The 16115-nt window shown below is 67.5% G+C and carries 11 protein-coding genes; 7 read left to right on the top strand and 4 right to left on the bottom strand.

Going from position 1 to position 16115, the window contains the following annotated elements:
• Positions 1-290: 290 nt before the first annotated feature.
• Together glmS and glmU are read right to left on the bottom strand one after the other, a co-directional pair.
• Entirely contained in the window at positions 291-2117 is a 1827-nt protein-coding gene (gene glmS / locus PLC66_RS01195; RefSeq protein ID WP_324537071.1) for a glutamine--fructose-6-phosphate transaminase (isomerizing), read from the bottom strand.
• A gap of 42 nt (positions 2118-2159) precedes the next feature.
• Positions 2160-3521, bottom strand: a complete 1362-nt coding sequence (glmU, locus tag PLC66_RS01190) for a bifunctional UDP-N-acetylglucosamine diphosphorylase/glucosamine-1-phosphate N-acetyltransferase GlmU (RefSeq protein WP_324537069.1) — start codon at positions 3519-3521, stop codon at positions 2160-2162.
• Between the two features lie 224 nt (positions 3522-3745).
• On the opposite strand from glmU, the gene PLC66_RS01185 reads away from it, so the two are divergent.
• From PLC66_RS01185 to ggt, 3 genes are all read left to right on the top strand, one after another.
• Complete coding sequence (locus PLC66_RS01185) at positions 3746-5149, top strand: bifunctional enoyl-CoA hydratase/phosphate acetyltransferase (protein WP_324537067.1); 1404 nt, start codon at positions 3746-3748, stop codon at positions 5147-5149.
• Positions 5146-6330, top strand: a complete 1185-nt coding sequence (locus PLC66_RS01180; RefSeq protein ID WP_324537065.1) for an acetate/propionate family kinase — start codon at positions 5146-5148, stop codon at positions 6328-6330. The genes PLC66_RS01185 and PLC66_RS01180 overlap by 4 nt, the downstream gene beginning before the upstream one ends.
• A 114-nt stretch (positions 6331-6444) precedes the next feature.
• Entirely contained in the window at positions 6445-8184 is a 1740-nt protein-coding gene (gene ggt, locus PLC66_RS01175) for a gamma-glutamyltransferase (protein WP_324537063.1), read from the top strand.
• 2 nt (positions 8185-8186) lie between these two features.
• On the opposite strand, the gene PLC66_RS01170 is transcribed toward ggt, so the two are convergent.
• Positions 8187-8789: a LysE family translocator gene (locus PLC66_RS01170; protein ID WP_324537061.1), complete on the bottom strand. Its 603-nt coding sequence runs from the start codon at positions 8787-8789 to the stop codon at positions 8187-8189.
• Between the two features lie 135 nt (positions 8790-8924).
• Here PLC66_RS01170 and PLC66_RS01165 point away from each other — a divergent pair, with 135 nt between their 5' ends.
• On the top strand, positions 8925-10382 hold the full coding sequence (locus PLC66_RS01165; RefSeq protein ID WP_324537060.1) for an aminotransferase-like domain-containing protein: 1458 nt from the start codon (positions 8925-8927) through the stop codon (positions 10380-10382).
• A gap of 22 nt (positions 10383-10404) precedes the next feature.
• Here the strand turns inward: PLC66_RS01165 and PLC66_RS01160 are convergent, their stop codons facing one another.
• A complete protein-coding gene (locus PLC66_RS01160; protein ID WP_324537058.1) occupies positions 10405-11304 on the bottom strand; it encodes a LysR family transcriptional regulator in 900 nt (299 codons plus the stop codon).
• Between the two features lie 150 nt (positions 11305-11454).
• Here PLC66_RS01160 and PLC66_RS01155 point away from each other — a divergent pair, with 150 nt between their 5' ends.
• The 3 genes from PLC66_RS01155 to PLC66_RS01145 all read left to right on the top strand — a co-directional run bounded on the left by PLC66_RS01155 (position 11455) and on the right by PLC66_RS01145 (position 15989).
• Complete coding sequence (locus PLC66_RS01155; RefSeq protein ID WP_324537056.1) at positions 11455-12597, top strand: 4-oxalomesaconate tautomerase; 1143 nt, start codon at positions 11455-11457, stop codon at positions 12595-12597.
• Positions 12598-12752: 155 nt separating this feature from the next.
• Positions 12753-13859 (top strand): Bug family tripartite tricarboxylate transporter substrate binding protein, encoded by a 1107-nt coding sequence (locus PLC66_RS01150; protein WP_324537054.1) that lies wholly within the window; start codon positions 12753-12755, stop codon positions 13857-13859.
• Between the two features lie 117 nt (positions 13860-13976).
• Positions 13977-15989: a tripartite tricarboxylate transporter permease gene (locus PLC66_RS01145; RefSeq protein ID WP_324537052.1), complete on the top strand. Its 2013-nt coding sequence runs from the start codon at positions 13977-13979 to the stop codon at positions 15987-15989.
• Positions 15990-16115 lie beyond the last annotated feature (126 nt).

Below are 16115 nucleotides of genomic sequence, written 5' to 3'. Positions count from 1 at the left end.
CACCGCCCGGTCGCCGTGCGCCGCGTCCGCCAGGCAAAAGACTCTCTTCATTATGTGGAGCTCCACATAAGGCCGATCACCAGCCACTCACCGATGTCGCACACAGCCGAAGGCTCCACGCTCGGCGATCCATGCGCAAATCGGTGGTCAGAGACCTACAAATCCACGCAAACGAAAACGCCCGGACGAGATGCCCGGGCGTTTTCAACTTTATTGCCAAGTTTTCGACTTTATTGCCACGTTTTCGACTTTAATGGCAAGGAACAAAATTGCAGGGAACAACCGCATCCCTACTCGACAGTGACCGACTTCGCCAGATTCCTCGGCTTATCCACATCCGTCCCCTTCACCAGCGCCGCGTGATACGACAGCAGCTGCAGCGGGATCACGTGCAGCACCGGCGACAACATGCCGTAGTGCTCGGGCATGTGCAGGATGTGCACGCCTTCGGACTCGGGGATCTCGCTGCCGGCGTCGGCGAACACGTACAGCTCGCCGCCGCGGGCGCGGACTTCCTGCAGGTTGGACTTGAGCTTTTCCAGCAGCTCGTCGGCGGGCGACACGGCGATCACCGGCATGTCCTTATCCACCAGCGCCAGCGGGCCATGCTTGAGCTCGCCGGCGGCGTAGGCTTCGGCGTGGATGTAGGAGATCTCCTTGAGCTTGAGCGCGCCTTCCATGGCGATCGGCCAGTGGCTGCCGCGGCCGAGGAACAGCGCGTGCTCCTTGCTGGCGAAGCGCTGCGCCCACTTCTCGATCTCGGGCTCGAGCTCGAGCACCTTCTGCACCGCCACCGGCAGGTGACGCAGCGCGGCGAGGCGGCGCTCCTCCTCCTCGGCGGAGAGGCGGCCGTTGAGCTTGGCCAGCGCCAGCGTCAGCAGCGCGAAGGCGGCGAGCTGGGTGGTGAAGGCCTTGGTGGAGGCGACGCCGATCTCGGGGCCGGCGCGGGTGATGAAACGCAGCGCCGTCTCGCGCACGATGGCCGATTCGGGCACGTTGCAGATGGCCAGCGTGCGCGCCATGCCGAGCGACTTGGCGTGCTTGAGCGCGGCCAGGGTGTCGGCGGTTTCACCCGATTGCGAGATGACCACGACCAGGGTGTCAGGGTCGGGCACGGATTCGCGGTAGCGGTATTCGCTGGCGATCTCGACGGTGACCGGCAGCTTGGCGATGGCCTCGATCCAGTAGCGCGCGACCAGGCCGGCGTGGTAGCTGGTGCCGCAGGCCAGGATCAGCACGCGGCGCACGCCGTCGAAGACCTCGGCCGCACGCGCACCGAAGTGCTGCGGGGTGATGCCGGCGCCGCCGCCGATCAGCTCGAGCGTCTGCGCCAGCGCCTGCGGCTGCTCGAAGATCTCCTTCTGCATGTAGTGGCGGAACTTGCCCAGTTCCACCGCATCGGCCGACAGGCTGGAGATATGCACCTCGCGCTCGACCGGTGTGCCGTCGGGGCGGATGATGAGGTAGCTGTCGCGGCGCAGTTCGGCGAGGTCGCCGTCTTCCAGATAGACGATCTTGCGCGTGACCTGCAGCAGCGCAGCGGTGTCGGAGGCGGCATACATGCCGTCCTCGCCAACGCCCAGCAGCAGCGGCGAGCCGCGGCGGGCAACGATGATGCGGAAGGGGTCGGCCTCGGCGACGACGCCGATGGCGTAGGCGCCGACCAGCTCATTGGTGGTCTGGCGCACCGCCTCGAACAGGTCGGGCGTGCCTTGCAGCTTGTGGTGCAGCAGGTGGGCGATGGCCTCGGTGTCGGTCTCGGACTCGAACACGTAGCCCTTGCCCTGCAGCTCGGTCTTGATCGCCTCGAAGTTCTCGATGATGCCGTTGTGCACCACCGCCAGGCCGGCGGAAATGTGCGGGTGGGCGTTGCGCTCGGAGGGCACGCCATGCGTGGCCCAGCGCGTGTGGGCAATGCCGACGTGGGCGGAGAGCTGGCGCGCATCGGCGAGCGCGGCAAGTTCGGCGACACGGCCGGCCGAGCGCAGGCGGGTGAGCTCGCCTGAGAGCACGGCGAGGCCGGCCGAGTCGTAGCCGCGGTATTCGAGCTTGCGCAGGCCCTCGAGCAGCACGGGGACGACGTTCTGGGTTGCGATTGCGGTGACGATGCCACACATGATCGGGGTTTCCTTGCTTGGTTGTCGGGGCCTGCCTGCAGCTCAGCGCGGCTGCTTCACCGGGCGCTTCCAGTGCGCCAGGCTCATCTGCTTGACCCGCGTCACCGTGAGCTGGTCGGGCGGCGCGTCCTTGGTCAGCGTGGTGCCGGCCCCCAGGGTCGCACCGCGGCCGACGCGCACCGGGGCGACGAGCTGGGTGTCGGAGCCGATGAAGACCTCGTCCTCGATGACGGTGCGGTGCTTGTTGGCGCCGTCGTAGTTGCAGGTGATGGTGCCGGCGCCGATGTTGACCTTGCTGCCGACGTCGGCGTCGCCCACGTAGGCCAGGTGGTTGGCCTTGGAGTGGTCGGCGATGACGCTGTTCTTGACCTCGACGAAGTTGCCCAGATGCACGTCGCTGCCAAGCACGGTGCCGGGACGGGTGCGGGCGTAGGGACCGATGACGCAGGCCTGGCCCATGGTGGTGCTGTCGACGTGGCTGAAGGGCTCGAGCCGGGTGCCGGCGCCGATGCGGGCGTTGCGGACGACGCAGTGGGCGCCGATACGCACGCCGTCGCCGAGCTCGACCTCGCCTTCGAACACGCAACTGACGTCGATCTCGACGTCGCGGCCGACGCTGAGCGTGCCGCGCACGTCGATGCGTGCCGGGTCGATCAGGGTGACGCCCTCTTCCATCAGGCGACGGGCGATGCTGCCCTGGTGGATGCGCTCGAGCTCGGCGAGCTGCAGCTTGTTGTTGACGCCCAGCGTCTCGGCGAAGGCGTCGGGCTGCACGCTGGCGACCTCGACGCCGTCGGCCACGGCCAGGCCGATGATGTCGGTCAGGTAGTACTCGCCCTGGGCGTTGTCGTTGCCGATGCGACCGAGCCAGTCGCGCAGCTTCGCCACCGGGGCGACCAGGATGCCGGTGTTGACCTCCTGCACGCGGCGCTCGTCGTCGGTGGCGTCCTTCTCCTCGACGATGCGGGTGACGGCCCCTGCGCCGTTGCGGAGGATGCGGCCGTAGCCGGTCGGGTTGTCCATCTCGACGGTGAGCAGCGCCAGGCGCTCCTTGCCGGCGGCGGCGACCAGGCGACGCAGCGTGGGCACGCCGATCAGCGGCACATCGCCGTACAGCACCAGCGCCATGTCGCCGTCGCTGAGGTGCGGCAGCGATTGCTGCACTGCATGACCGGTACCCAGTTGCGGCTGCTGCCGCGCCCAGGCCAGGTCGGGCGCGTCGAGGCGCTCGCGCACGACCTCACCGCCATGGCCGTAGACCACGCAGATGCGTTTTGCATCGAGGGTGCGGGCGGTGTCGAGCACGTGGGCGAGCATCGGCTTGCCGGCAATGGGCTGCAGGACCTTGGGCAGGACCGAACGCATGCGCTTGCCCTGGCCGGCAGCGAGAACGACGACTTCCATGAGGACTTCCACGGGTGGCAAATTGGCGCGGAGTTTAGCATGCGACCTGCAGTGCAACCTGTGAGCGAATGCATGGTCGTTGCCTCGATGGAACAGCTTCGGGAACAAATCCGCAGTTTGATTGCCGCATTGCACAATTTGATTGCAGTTTGTCTCATTGGCGGCGTAGACAGCGTCTAGAATTCGTTGCTGCATCGCACACGCATACTTACAAGAGACCCGTCATGGAAATTGCCGCTCAGTCGTTCATCCAGAACCGAACCTTCGACGAAATCCAGGTCGGCGATGTCGCCAGCCTCGTGCGCACCCTGCGCCCGGACGACATCCATCTGTTCGCAGCCATGTCGGGCGACGTCAACCCCACACACGTCGATCTCGAATATGCGCGCTCCAGCCAGTTCCGCGAGGTCGTCGGCCACAGCATGTGGGGCAGCACGCTGATCTCCACCATCCTCGGCACGGAGTTCCCCGGCCCGGGCACCGTGTACGTGTCGCAGGGGCTCAACTTCTGGCGCCCGATCACGATCGGCGACACGCTGACGATCACGGTCACCTGCAAGGAGAAGTTCGAGCACAACCACCACATCGTGTTCGACTGCCTGGCGCTGAACCAGGACGGCCTGAAGGTGATCGACGGCGTCGCCGAGGTGATGGCGCCGACCGAGAAGATCAAGCGCGAGCGCGTGGTGCTGCCGGCGGTCACGATCAACGACCGTGAGCTGCGCTACCGCCACCTGCTGTCGGTGTCGGCCGGCCTGTCGCCGATCCCGATCGCGGTGGCGCATCCGTGCGACAAGGAGTCGCTGTCCGGCCCGGTGCAGGCGGCCAAGGCCGGCCTCGTCGATCCGATCCTGGTCGGCCCGGAAGGCAGGATCCGCGCGGTCGCCGAAGAGCACGGCATCGACATCAAGGGTTTCCGCATCGTTGATACCGAGCACAGCCATGCCTCGGCCGAGGTCGCCGTCGCCCTGTGCCGCGACGGCGGTGCCGAGGCGCTGATGAAGGGCTCGCTGCACACCGACGAGATGATGAGCCAGGTGATCAAGCACCTGCGCACCGGCCGCCGAATCAGCCATGTCTTCCTGGCCGACGTGCCGACCTACCCGCACCCGCTGATGATTACCGACGCGGCGATCATCATCGAGCCGACGCTGGAAGATAAGGTCGACATCATCCAGAACGCGATCGAGCTCGCCCACATCCTCGGCCTGGCCGAGCCCAAGGTGGCGATCCTGTCGGCGGTCGAGACCGTGACCTCGAAGATCCGCTCCACCATCGATGCCGCCGCGCTGTGCAAGATGGCCGACCGCGGCCAGATCAAGGGCGGGCTCCTCGACGGCCCGCTCGCCTTCGACAACGCCGTGTCGCTGGTCGCAGCCAAGACCAAGGGCATCAAGTCGGCGGTCGCCGGCAATGCCGACATCCTGGTCGTGCCCGATCTGGAATCCGGCAACATGGTCGCCAAGCAGCTGGAATACCTGGCCAACGCCCTGATGGCGGGCGTGGTGCTGGGCGCGCGCGTGCCGATCGTGCTGACCAGCCGTGCCGACACCGCCGAGACCCGCGCCGCCTCGTGCGCAGTGGTCCAGCTCATGGCGCACAAGAAGCGTGAGGCGTTTGCGCGATGAAGGCCATCCTCGTCCTCAATGCAGGCTCCAGCAGCCTGAAGTTCGCCCTCTACCCCCTCAACGGCGACGTCGCCGCGGCGCCGGCGGTGTCCGGCCAGGTCGAAGGCATCGGTGCCTCGCCCGAGGTCACGCTCAAGACGGCCGAGGGCCAGCGCATCCAGCAACACGTGCCCACCCAGGGCAGCCAGGGCGAGCAGCACCGCGACGCGCTCAACCACGTCTTTGCGCTGCTCAGCGAGCACAGCCCGGCGCTCGACATCGTCGCCGCCGGCCACCGCATCGTGCATGGCGGCGAACGTTACAGCACGCCGGTGGTGCTCAATGCCGAGCTCATCGAGGAGCTCGAGGACTTCGTGCCGCTGGCGCCGCTGCATCAACCGCACAACCTGCGCGCCATTCACGCCGTCACCGCACTGATGCCGCGGATTCCGCAGGTCGGCTGCTTCGACACCGCCTTCCACCGCACCCAGCCGGCGATCGCGCAGGCCTTCGCCCTGCCGCGCCGATTCACCAAGGGCGGCATCAAGCGCTACGGCTTCCACGGCCTGTCCTACGACTACGTCGCGCGCCAGCTGCCCGAGATCATCGGCGAGCGCGCACAGGGGGCGGTGGTGATCGCCCACCTGGGCAATGGCGCCTCGATGTGCGCGTTGCGCGACGGCAAGAGCGTGGCCTCGACCATGGGCTTCACCGCGGTCGAGGGCCTGATGATGGGCACCCGCACCGGCAGCCTCGATCCCGGCGTCCTGCTCTACCTGATGGAAGAGAAGGGCATGGATGCGCGCGCGCTCTCCAGGCTGCTCTACAAGGAGTCGGGCCTGCTCGGCGTATCGGGCATCAGCCAGGACATGCGCACCCTGCTCGCCTCGGACGCGCCAGAGGCGAAGGAAGCCGTCGACCTGTTCTGCTACCGCATCGCGCGCGAGCTCGGCTCGCTGGCCGCGGCCGCGGGCGGGCTGGACGCGCTGGTGTTCACCGGCGGCATCGGCGAGCACGCCGCGCCGGTGCGCGCGCAGGTGGCTGCGCTGTCGGCCTGGCTCGGCGTCGCGATCGACGCGGCCGCCAACGACGCCCATGCGCGCCGCATCGACACGCCGGCGAGCCGCGTCGCGGTTGCCGTGGTGCCGACCAACGAAGAGCGCATGATCGCGCGCTACACGGCCCAGGTCCTCGGCCTGTAAGCCCGGCCGGCCGGGGTGCCACCCGTGGCACACCCGGCCGGCGCGGGTATTCCCGTCTTGGGCTGTTCGCCCGCACGGTGCTAACGTCATGGCCCCTGCATGACGGAGAGCACCATGAGAACACGCACGATTCTCGCCACCGCGGTCATGATGGCCGCCTTTGGCGCCTGGGCGAAGCAGCCGGTCGACACCGGACACGGCGGCGCGGTCGCCACCATCTCGCACGAAGCCAGCCTGGCGGCGATGCAGATCCTGAACGCCGGCGGCAACGCCGTCGACGCTGCGGTCGCCGCCGCGGCCACGCTCGGCGTCACCGATCCGTTCAGCTGCGGCATCGGCGGCGGCGGCTTCATGCTGATCTACTCGGCCAGGGACCGCCGGGTCATCGCCATCGACCACCGCGAGGTCGCCCCCGCCAGCTTCCACCCCGGCGTGTTCCTGAACGCCGACGGCAGCGAGATGGACTGGAAGGCGACCGTGCCCAACGGCCTGTCGGTGGGCGTGCCCGGCACCGTGCGCGGCTGGCACGAGGCGCTGACGCGCTACGGCACGATGGGCTTCGACAAGGTGCTGGCGCCGGCGATCCGCGTCGCCGAGGAAGGCTTCGAGGTCGGGCCCAACTTCCACCGCATCAACACCGCCAACGAAGCCAAGTTCGCGCGCTTCTCGACCGCCGCCGCGCTCTACCTGCAGGACGGCAAGGCGCTGCCGGTGGGCAGCCTGCATCGCAACCCCGAGCTGGCGCAGACCTACCGCGACATCGCCCGCGGGGGCGTGAAGGCCTTCTACGAGGGGCCGATCGCGGCCAGCATGGTGGCGGCGGTGAACCACCCGCCCGCCAATCCGGGCGTCGAGGTCATCCCCGGCAGTCTGACGATGGCCGACCTCAAGGATTACGAGGCGCGGCTACGCCAGCCGATCCGCTCGACCTACCGCGGCTACGAGATCCTCGGCATGCCTACGCCCTCGAGCGGCGGCATCGCCATCGCCCAGGCCCTGAACATCATGGAAAGCTTCGACCTCAGCGGCAAGTCGCGCGCCGAGATCGAGCACCTGTACCTGGAAGCCTCGCGCCTCGCCTTCGCCGACCGCAATGCCTATGTGGCCGACGAGGCCTTCACCGACGTGCCCTTCGAGGGCTTGTTGTCCAAGGACTACGCACGCGAGCGCGCCGGCCTGATCAGCGCCGCGGCCGCGCCCGGCAAGGTGGCGCAAGGGGACCCCTACGCCTTCCAGAACGACCTGTCGGTGCCGCTGCGCCCCACGCCGAGGCCGCTGGCGCAGGAGTCGATGCACACCACCCATCTGGCGGTGTCGGACCGCGAGGGCAACGTCGTCGCCTACACCTTCACCATCGAGGACTGGGGCGGCAGCGGCATCGTCGTGCCCGGGCGCGGCTTCCTGCTCAACAACGAGCTCACCGACTTCGACTTCAGCGGCCCCCACCCCAATCTGCCCGAAGCCTTCAAGCGCCCGCGCTCGAGCATGAGCCCGACCATCGTGTTGAAGGACGGCGCGCCCGCCTTCACCATCGGCTCGCCGGGCGGCTCCACCATCATCACCACCGCGCTGCAGACCATCGTCAACCACATCGACCTCGGCATGAGCCTGGCCGATGCGCTCGCCGCCCCGCGCATGAGCCAGCGCAATGGCGACACCACCCTGGTCGAGACGCTGCTGCAGTTCCCCGGCAGCGAACAGGCGCAGGCGCTCGAGGCGATGGGCCACCAATGGCGTGAAACCGACCAGATCGGCGCCGCCAACGGCATCCGCTTCAATGCCGATGGCACCGTCACCGCGGTCAGCGAACCGCTGCGCCACGGCGGCGGCAGCGCGATCGTGCAGAAGCAGTAGGCCTACAGCAGCGCACTCGCCTCGTCCGCGCCGATCCACAGCGCGGTCGCGGCGAGCAGCGCCGCCATCGTGTAGTTGAAGACCATCAGCGCGGCCGGCTGCTGCAGCCAGGTCCGCAGGCGCGCACCGGCGACGGCCCACACGGTGATGCAGGGCAGGTTGACCGACATGCACAACAGCGCCAGCCCGGCGGCCGTCATCCAGTCGGCGTCGCGCGGCAGGAACAGGATGGCGATGTTGAGCACCATCATCCACGCCTTCGGGTTCACCCACTGGAACAGCGCCGCGGCGACGAAGCCGAGCGGCTCGACCCGCCCGTCACGCCCTGGCTGGCCCGCGCGCGCCTGGCGCAGCGCCAGCCACAGCAGATAAGCGCAACCCACCACCACCAGCGGCAGGCGCAGGGCGTCGAGCCAGGCCATCACCCAGGCCAGGCCACTGGCGACGATCAGCACCTGCACGCTGTTGCCGACACTGACGCCGAGCAGGTGCGGCAGCGTGCGGCGGAAGCCGAAATTGACCCCGGATGCAGCGAGCATGATGTTGTTGGGCCCCGGCGTCACGGACATCGTGGCGACGTAGGTCATCAGCGGCAGGTCGATCATGGCGTTCTCCTCGAGGGGCTTCGGGAGATCACTATACGAAGCGCGGCACGAAGGTTACAGATCCAGATAAACAGGTTTATAGTGGATACAGTCCATTTAACCAAGCAGCTGTAACCCTCCAAGGACGCGCCCACTGTGCCCCCTGTTGCGACCCCGGCCCCCCAAAGCGCCCCGCTCTACCAGGCGCTCACCGAAGAACTGCGCGAAGCGATCCGCGACGGGCGGCTGGTCGCCGGCGCCCGCCTGCCCTCGGTGCGCGAGGCGGCAACCAGCCGCGGCATCAGCATCAACACGGTGCTGGCCGCCTACCGCCAGCTTGAGGCCCAGGGCCTGGTCGACGCGCGCCCGCAGTCCGGCTACTTCGTGCGCTCCCAGCTCGCCGTGCCGCCGGCCCCGCAGGCGGCCGACACCGAGCCGAGCTCGGCGATCGCCGCCGAGAGCACGGTGCTGAGCCGCATCACCAGCGTGCTCGCCGCTCAGTCCCGGCCCGACACCATCGACCTGTCGCTCGCCTGCCCCAAGGGCAGCGACTTCTATCCCGGCGAGAAGCTCGGCCGCATCGTCGCCGACCTCACCCGCCGCCACCCCGAGCTGCTCACCGACTATTCGCTGCCGCCCGGCCCGCTGCTGCTGCGCCGCGAGATCTGCCGCCACGCCACCGAGCTCGGCATGCAGCTGCAGCCCGACGCCATCCTGCTCACCAACGGCTGCATGGAGGCCCTGCAACTGGCGCTGCGCGCCACCACCCAGGCCGGCGACACGGTGGGCCTGGAGTCGCCGACCTATTTCAACCTGATCCCGCTGCTCGACCGCCTCGGCCTGAAGGCGATCGAGATCCCCACCCATCCCGAAGGCGGCCTGTCGCTCGATGCGCTGGAGCTGCTGCTGTCGGAAGGCCGGCTGCAGGTGGTGGTGACCATGCCCACCGTGCACAACCCGCTGGGCACCAGCATGAGCCCGGCCAACAAGCGCCGGCTGGCCAACCTGGCGCGCAGCTACAAGGTGCCGGTGATCGAGGATGTGCTCTACGCCGAGCTGCAGTTCAGCACGCCGCTGCAGCCGACGGCGAAGGCCTTCGACCGCGACGGCTGGATCATCGTGTGCGCGTCCTACACCAAGACGCTGGCGCCCGGCATGCGCGTGGGCTGGATGGAGGGCGGACGCTTCGGCCGCGAGCTGGCCGAGCTCAAGTTCTGCTCGTCGGTGGCCCAGCCCGCCCTGCTCGGCGAGGCCATCGGGCGCTTCCTCGAGAGCGGCGGCTACGCCCAGCACATCCGCCGCCTGCGCCGCACCTATGCCGCGCAGACCGAGCGCCTGCGCGGCCTGATCCACGACGCCTTCCCGCCCGGCACGCGCGCCACCCAGCCCAGCGGCGGCTTCCTGGTGTGGGTGGAGCTACCCGAGGGCTGCGACACCAACCGCCTGTTCGATCTTGCCCTGCGCCGGGGCATCGGCATGACGCCCGGCAAGCTGTACTCGCCCTCGGGCCGCTACACCCGCCACCTGCGCCTGTCGGGCTGCTACCCCTTCAGCGACCGCCATGTGCACGCGCTGATGACGCTGGGGGAGCTGGCGGGGGCGCAGCTGCGCTGAGCGCCCGTCATACCGTGTGACGTCACCCGGTCCGCGACGAAACCCCTTCCATCAAGAGCTCGAGGAAGGCGTTGGCCGCCGGCGAGAGGGTGGCGTTATGGCGCCGGATCAGTGCGACCTTGCGCTTCACCACCGGCCCGGTGAGCGGGATGCGGCAGACGCCCGGCCGCGCGCCCTCCTCCAGGGTGGACGCGGGAAGGATCGCGGTACCAACACCCGCCGCAACAAGGCTGACCGCCGTCGCATGATGCTGGACCTCATAGGCGCCATTCAGGCTGATTCCGCGCTTGGCGAGTTGGTAGTCCATGAAGATGCGCGTCGCCGTCATGCTGCTGACCACGATCAGCTCTGCCTCGCGCATGTCCGCCCAGGTGACCGCCGTCCGGCGGCTCAATGGATGTTCCTCGCGACAGAAGAACATGAGCGGCTCCTCGAACAAGAGCGCCTCAACCAGGTCCGGATGACGATCCGTCGGGATGCCGATACCGAGCTCGGCTTGACCATGAAGCACCGCATCGCGGACCTCGAATGCGCTCGTATCGATGAGCCGGATGCGGTTGCCCGGGTGCAGCCTCGCGTAACGCCGGATGGCCTCAGGCAACACGTGTGAGGCCATCGACGGCACGCAGGCGAGCGTGAAGCTGCCCCGGCCATGCTTGGACATGTCCTTGAGGCGTCCCACGGCAATGGTCATCTCCCCCACGATCGCCTTTGCCTGAGGCAGAAAATCCCGCCCCACCGGGGTCAGCTCGACGTAGCGCGTCGTGCGGTCGAGCAGCCGCAGGCCCAGGTACGACTCCAGCTTCTGCAGCCGGCGGGTAAGCGCGGTCTGGGTCACGTGCAGGTGCTCGGCCGCCTTGCTGAATCCGCCGAGCTCGGCAATCACGACAAAGGCCTGGATGCCGTCGAAGTCGATCTTCACGAACCACCTCCCTCATGCGCGCTTGCTCGATGAACTGAACCATTATGCCTGTACTGCAATAAACCGGTCATTTATTGCATTTCTTTCAGGCCACCAGGATGACTACCATTGCCTCAGACATCAAACACCCATGCAACAAGGAGACAGGTAGTGAATGACATTCCGTGCGTCCTGATGCGTGGCGGCTCCTCCAAGGGTCTGTTCTTCCTCGCCCAGGACCTCCCTACCGATGCGACCATGCGCGACCGGCTTCTGCTGGCGGCGATGGGTTCGCCCGACCTGCGTCAGATCGACGGCATGGGCGGCGGCAATGACCTCAGCAGCAAGGTCGTCATCGTCGCGCCGTCGCGCTCACCGCTGGCAGACGTCGAGTACCTTTTTGCCCAGGTATCGGTGGCGCGCGGCATGGTCGAGGCACTGTCGAACAGTGGCAACATGCTCGCGGCGGTCGGCCCCTTCGCCCTCGAGCATGGATTGGTCCGCGCTTCGCATCCGAGCACGACCGTTCGCATCCTCAACATCAACAGCAACAAGCTGGTCGAGGCGACGATCCAGACCCCCCACGGCCGGGTGAATTACAGCGGAGACTTCCAGCTCGACGGCGTTCCCGGCTCGAGCGCACCGATCCGGCTTCGATTCCTCGAGCCGGCCGGCGCCAAGACCGGGAAGCTGCTTCCAACCGGCAGGGCACGCGACCTCATCGACGGCGTGCAGGTGAGCTGCATCGACTTTGCCATTCCGATCGTGTTCGTGCCGGCTGCAGCGCTTGGCAGGACCGGGCGCGAGACGCCGCAGGAACTCGATCAGGACAAGGCACTGCTGGAGCGACTCGAGAGCATTCGATTGGCCGCGGCGCGCCTGATGGGACTGGACGACGCGCCCGACCAAGGCATCCCGAAGATCGCGCTGATCTCGAACCCGCGTCAGGGCGGCACGATCACCTCTCGCTACTTCGTTCCCGCCAGTTGCCATCCGGCACACGCGGCATCGGGCGCCCTCGCACTCGCCGCCGCTTGCCACACCACCGACACGGTCGCCGAGGAGCTCGCCGAGCTCGATGTCGACGACCCCTGCAGCGTGGTCATCGAGCACCCGAGTGGAACCATGCACTGCCGGCTCGAACTCGCCATCGACCCGATACGCGCCACGGCCCGGATCAGCGGTGGGGCGCTGGTGACCTCGGCCCGCCCCCTGCTGAGTGGCTCGGTATCCGTCGCGAATGCCCCTGACTCGAGCGCCCCCGGCCCGGCCTCGGCCGCCAGGTCCAATCCGGCACAACGCCGAACGTTCTGACAGCCCGATTTCATCTACAGCATAGGAGAAAGAACCGATGAGCCTGGCCCGCCCACCCACGGGGCCGCCGACCGGCCCGCGAGGATTAACGCCCCGCGCATTCAATGCAGCACGACACACCGGCACCAACTAACTTGGCATTACGAGGAGACATCATGACCATCAGAAAAATGCTCGGCCGCAGCAACTTCATCGGCCTCTCGGTTGCGCTCGCGACCGCCACGGTCGCGGCTTCCACCCCGGTTCGGGCGGAGACGGCAGACTTCAGCAAGAAGACCATCGAGTTCATCGTACCCTTCGGCGTCGGCGGAGGCTCCGACACCTGGGCGCGCTTCAACGCACCGTTTCTTGGAAAGTACCTGCCGGGCAATCCCACCGTGGTCGTCAAGAACCTCCCGGGTGGTGGCTCGATCACCGGCGCCAATCAGTTCGCGGCACGCGCCAAGGCAGACGGCCTGAGCCTGCTCGGCACCTCGGCGTCAACCCAGTTCCCCTATCTGCTCGGCGACCCGCGGGTGAGGTTCGAGTACAAGGACTGGCAGGTGGTCCTGGCTGCACCCACCGGCGGCGTGACCTACATCAACACCAACCTGGGCGTGAAGTCGCTCGCCGATCTCGGCCAGCTCAAGGGCCAACGCCTGGTGTACGGCAGCCAGGGCGCGACCACGCTGGACCTCGTCCCCCTCCTCGCCTTCCGCCTCCTCGGCCTTGACGTCCACCATGTCTTCGGCATGAAGAGCCGAGGCGAAGGCCGCCTCGCCTTCGAGCGCGGCGAGGCCAACATCGACTTCCAGACGACCTCTGCCTATTTGAAGAGCTCACTGGGCATGGTGCAGGAAGGCAAGGCGATCCCGCTCTTCACCATGGGCATGCTCGACGATGCCGGCAATCTTGTTCGCGACGCCAACTTTCCGGATCTGCCCCATGTGGGCGAAGCCATCGAGATCGTCACCGGAAAGCCGCCCGCCGGCATCGAGTGGGAGGCCTTCAGGGCACTGCTGATTGCCGGGTTCCCGGCACAGAAGCTGATGGTGCTGCCCAAGGCCACACCGCAGCCGATCGTCGAGGCCTACAGGGCCGCGGTGCGGCAGATGCGGCTGGACCCCGACTACCAGGCAAGCAAGGACGACGCCCTGGGCGGCTATGAGCAGGTCACCGACGGCGTCGCCGAGGCCTTGTTCGCTGCCGGCACGACGATCGCCCCTGAGGCAAGGGACTGGGTGAGGGCGGTCCTCGAGAAAGATTACAACACCCGCTTCTAAGCCAATTCCACACGGCATCGAGGGCCAGCGTTCGAGTTCTGCGCAACGCGAACGCCGCCCCTGGCTGGCTCACACCTGAGCCCGGCCGCTCGACGGCCAAACCAAATGGAGTCTCAAATGCTTGAAGCCATGCAAAGCGCCCTAGTGGGCCTGCTCGCCGTCGAGCACTTCGCGTTCATGCTGCTGGGCATCGTCGTCGGCCTGTGCGTCGGCATCCTGCCCGGCCTGGGCGGCATCGCCGGCATGTCACTACTGATGCCCTTCATCTACGGCATGGACCCGGTGTCGGCCCTGGCGATGCTGGTGGGGATGGTCGCCGTCATTCCGACCGGCGACACCTTCACCTCGGTCCTGATGGGCATTCCCGGCTCGAGCGCCAGCCAGGCGACCGTGCTTGACGGCTTTCCGCTCGCCAAGAAGGGCCAGGCGGCACGGGCCCTGAGCGCTGCCTTCTCCGCCTCGCTGCTGGGCGGGGTATTCGGCGCCGTCATGCTCACCGGCTTTGTCGTCGTCGCCAAGCCACTGATCCTGTCATTCACGACCGCCGAACTGTTCATGTTCGCCCTACTCGGACTGTCGGTGGTGGGCGTGCTGGCCGGGCAGAGCATCGTGCGCGGGGTCGTCGCCTGCGGCCTGGGCCTGATGGTCGGCGCCATCGGTGCAGCGCCCGCCACCGGCGAGAGCCGCTTCGACCTCGGCCTGGAGTACCTGCAGGACGGCATTCCGCTGGTCATCGTCGGCCTGGGCCTGTTCGCAATCCCCGAGATCGCCGAGTTGATCCGCCGCTCCCGCCCCATCGCTTCGGCCGGCGGACTCGGCTCCGGCTGGCTGCAGGGTGTCAGGGACACGTTCAGCAACTGGTTCCTCGCCCTGCGCTGCTCGGCCTTGGGCACCTTCATCGGCGCCATCCCCGGACTTGGCGGCGGTGTCGTGGACTGGATCGCCTATGGGCATGCGGCGCAGACGACCAAAGACCCCTCCGGCTTCGGCAAGGGCGAGATCCGCGGCGTTATCGCGCCGGAATCGGCCAACAACGCCCTCCAGGGCGGTGCGCTGATGCCGACGCTGCTGTTCGGCATCCCGGGCTCCGGGAGCATGGCTGTGTTCCTCGGCGGCATGGTGCTGCTGGGCATGCAGCCCGGTCCGTCGATGGTCACCGGCGACCTCAGCCTGACCTACACCATTGCGTGGACGCTGGCGTTCTCCAGCATCATCGGCGCTGTCATCTGCTTCTTCCTCGCGGTGCCCATCGCCCGTCTGACCTTCGTCCCGTTCAACCTGATCGCGCCCTTCATGATCATGGTGATCTGCTTCGCGGCCTTCCAGGCCCGGCGCGATCTGACCGATCTGCTGGTGCTCTTCGCGATCGGCATCGTCGGCATCTTCCTGCGTCGCTTCGGCTGGCCGCGGCCGGCCTTCCTGATCGGCTTCGTACTGTCCAGCCAGGTCGAGAACTATCTCTACCAGGCCCTTCAGTTCTACGGCTGGAGCTTCGTTCAGCGCCCCGGCGTGCTGATCATTGGCGCCCTCGCCATTGTGTCGACACTGCTGGCGCTGCGCAGCCGCGTCTCGGAAGAGGGCGCGGTGGAGAAGAACCCGCGCGGCGAGGAGCTCCAGCAGCCAGCGCTCGGTGGTGGGTCGGCAGCAGAGCGTCGTCCGCAGATCGTGTTTGCCGTGCTGCTGCTGGCGACCTTCATCTACGGCGTACTGAACAGTGCCCCATTGTCCTTCCTGGGCTCGGTATTCCCCTTCTACACGGCTGCGTTGATGGTCGGCTTCACCGCCTACATCGTGATGATGCTGGCAGTGGGACGGACAGGACACTCGGCTCACTTTGACCAGGAGCTGGCTGCGCGCGCGCAGGGAACTCACGACGGCACCAGCATCTGGCCCTCGGTCGGGTGGTTCGTGATGCTCTTCGGGATGACGGCACTGGTCGGTTTCATCATCGCGGTCAGCATCTTCATCACCACCTTCCTGCTTGCCCGCACACGGCTCGGCGTCCTGCGCAGCCTGATCTACACCGCGCTGTCGGTCGGCTTCATGAGCATTCTGGGCCACTTCCTGACGCTGGATTTTCCCGCCGGCCTGCTGCAGCACTACATCGAGCTACCGTGGCCGCTGAAGTAGCCCCCTGCCGCTACGGCTGAGACCCGCGCCCAAGCCCTTACCCACACGGCCCGCCTCCACCCGCCCCCTTCAGCGAAGGGGGACGGCGGAGCAAGTCGTCCGTCTTCCCCCAACGCACTTGCGAGG

The sequence above is a fragment of the Thauera sp. genome (assembly GCF_035444905.1).
Lineage (GTDB): Bacteria > Pseudomonadota > Gammaproteobacteria > Burkholderiales > Rhodocyclaceae > Thauera.
This window is presented reverse-complemented; position numbering and strand designations above follow the sequence as displayed.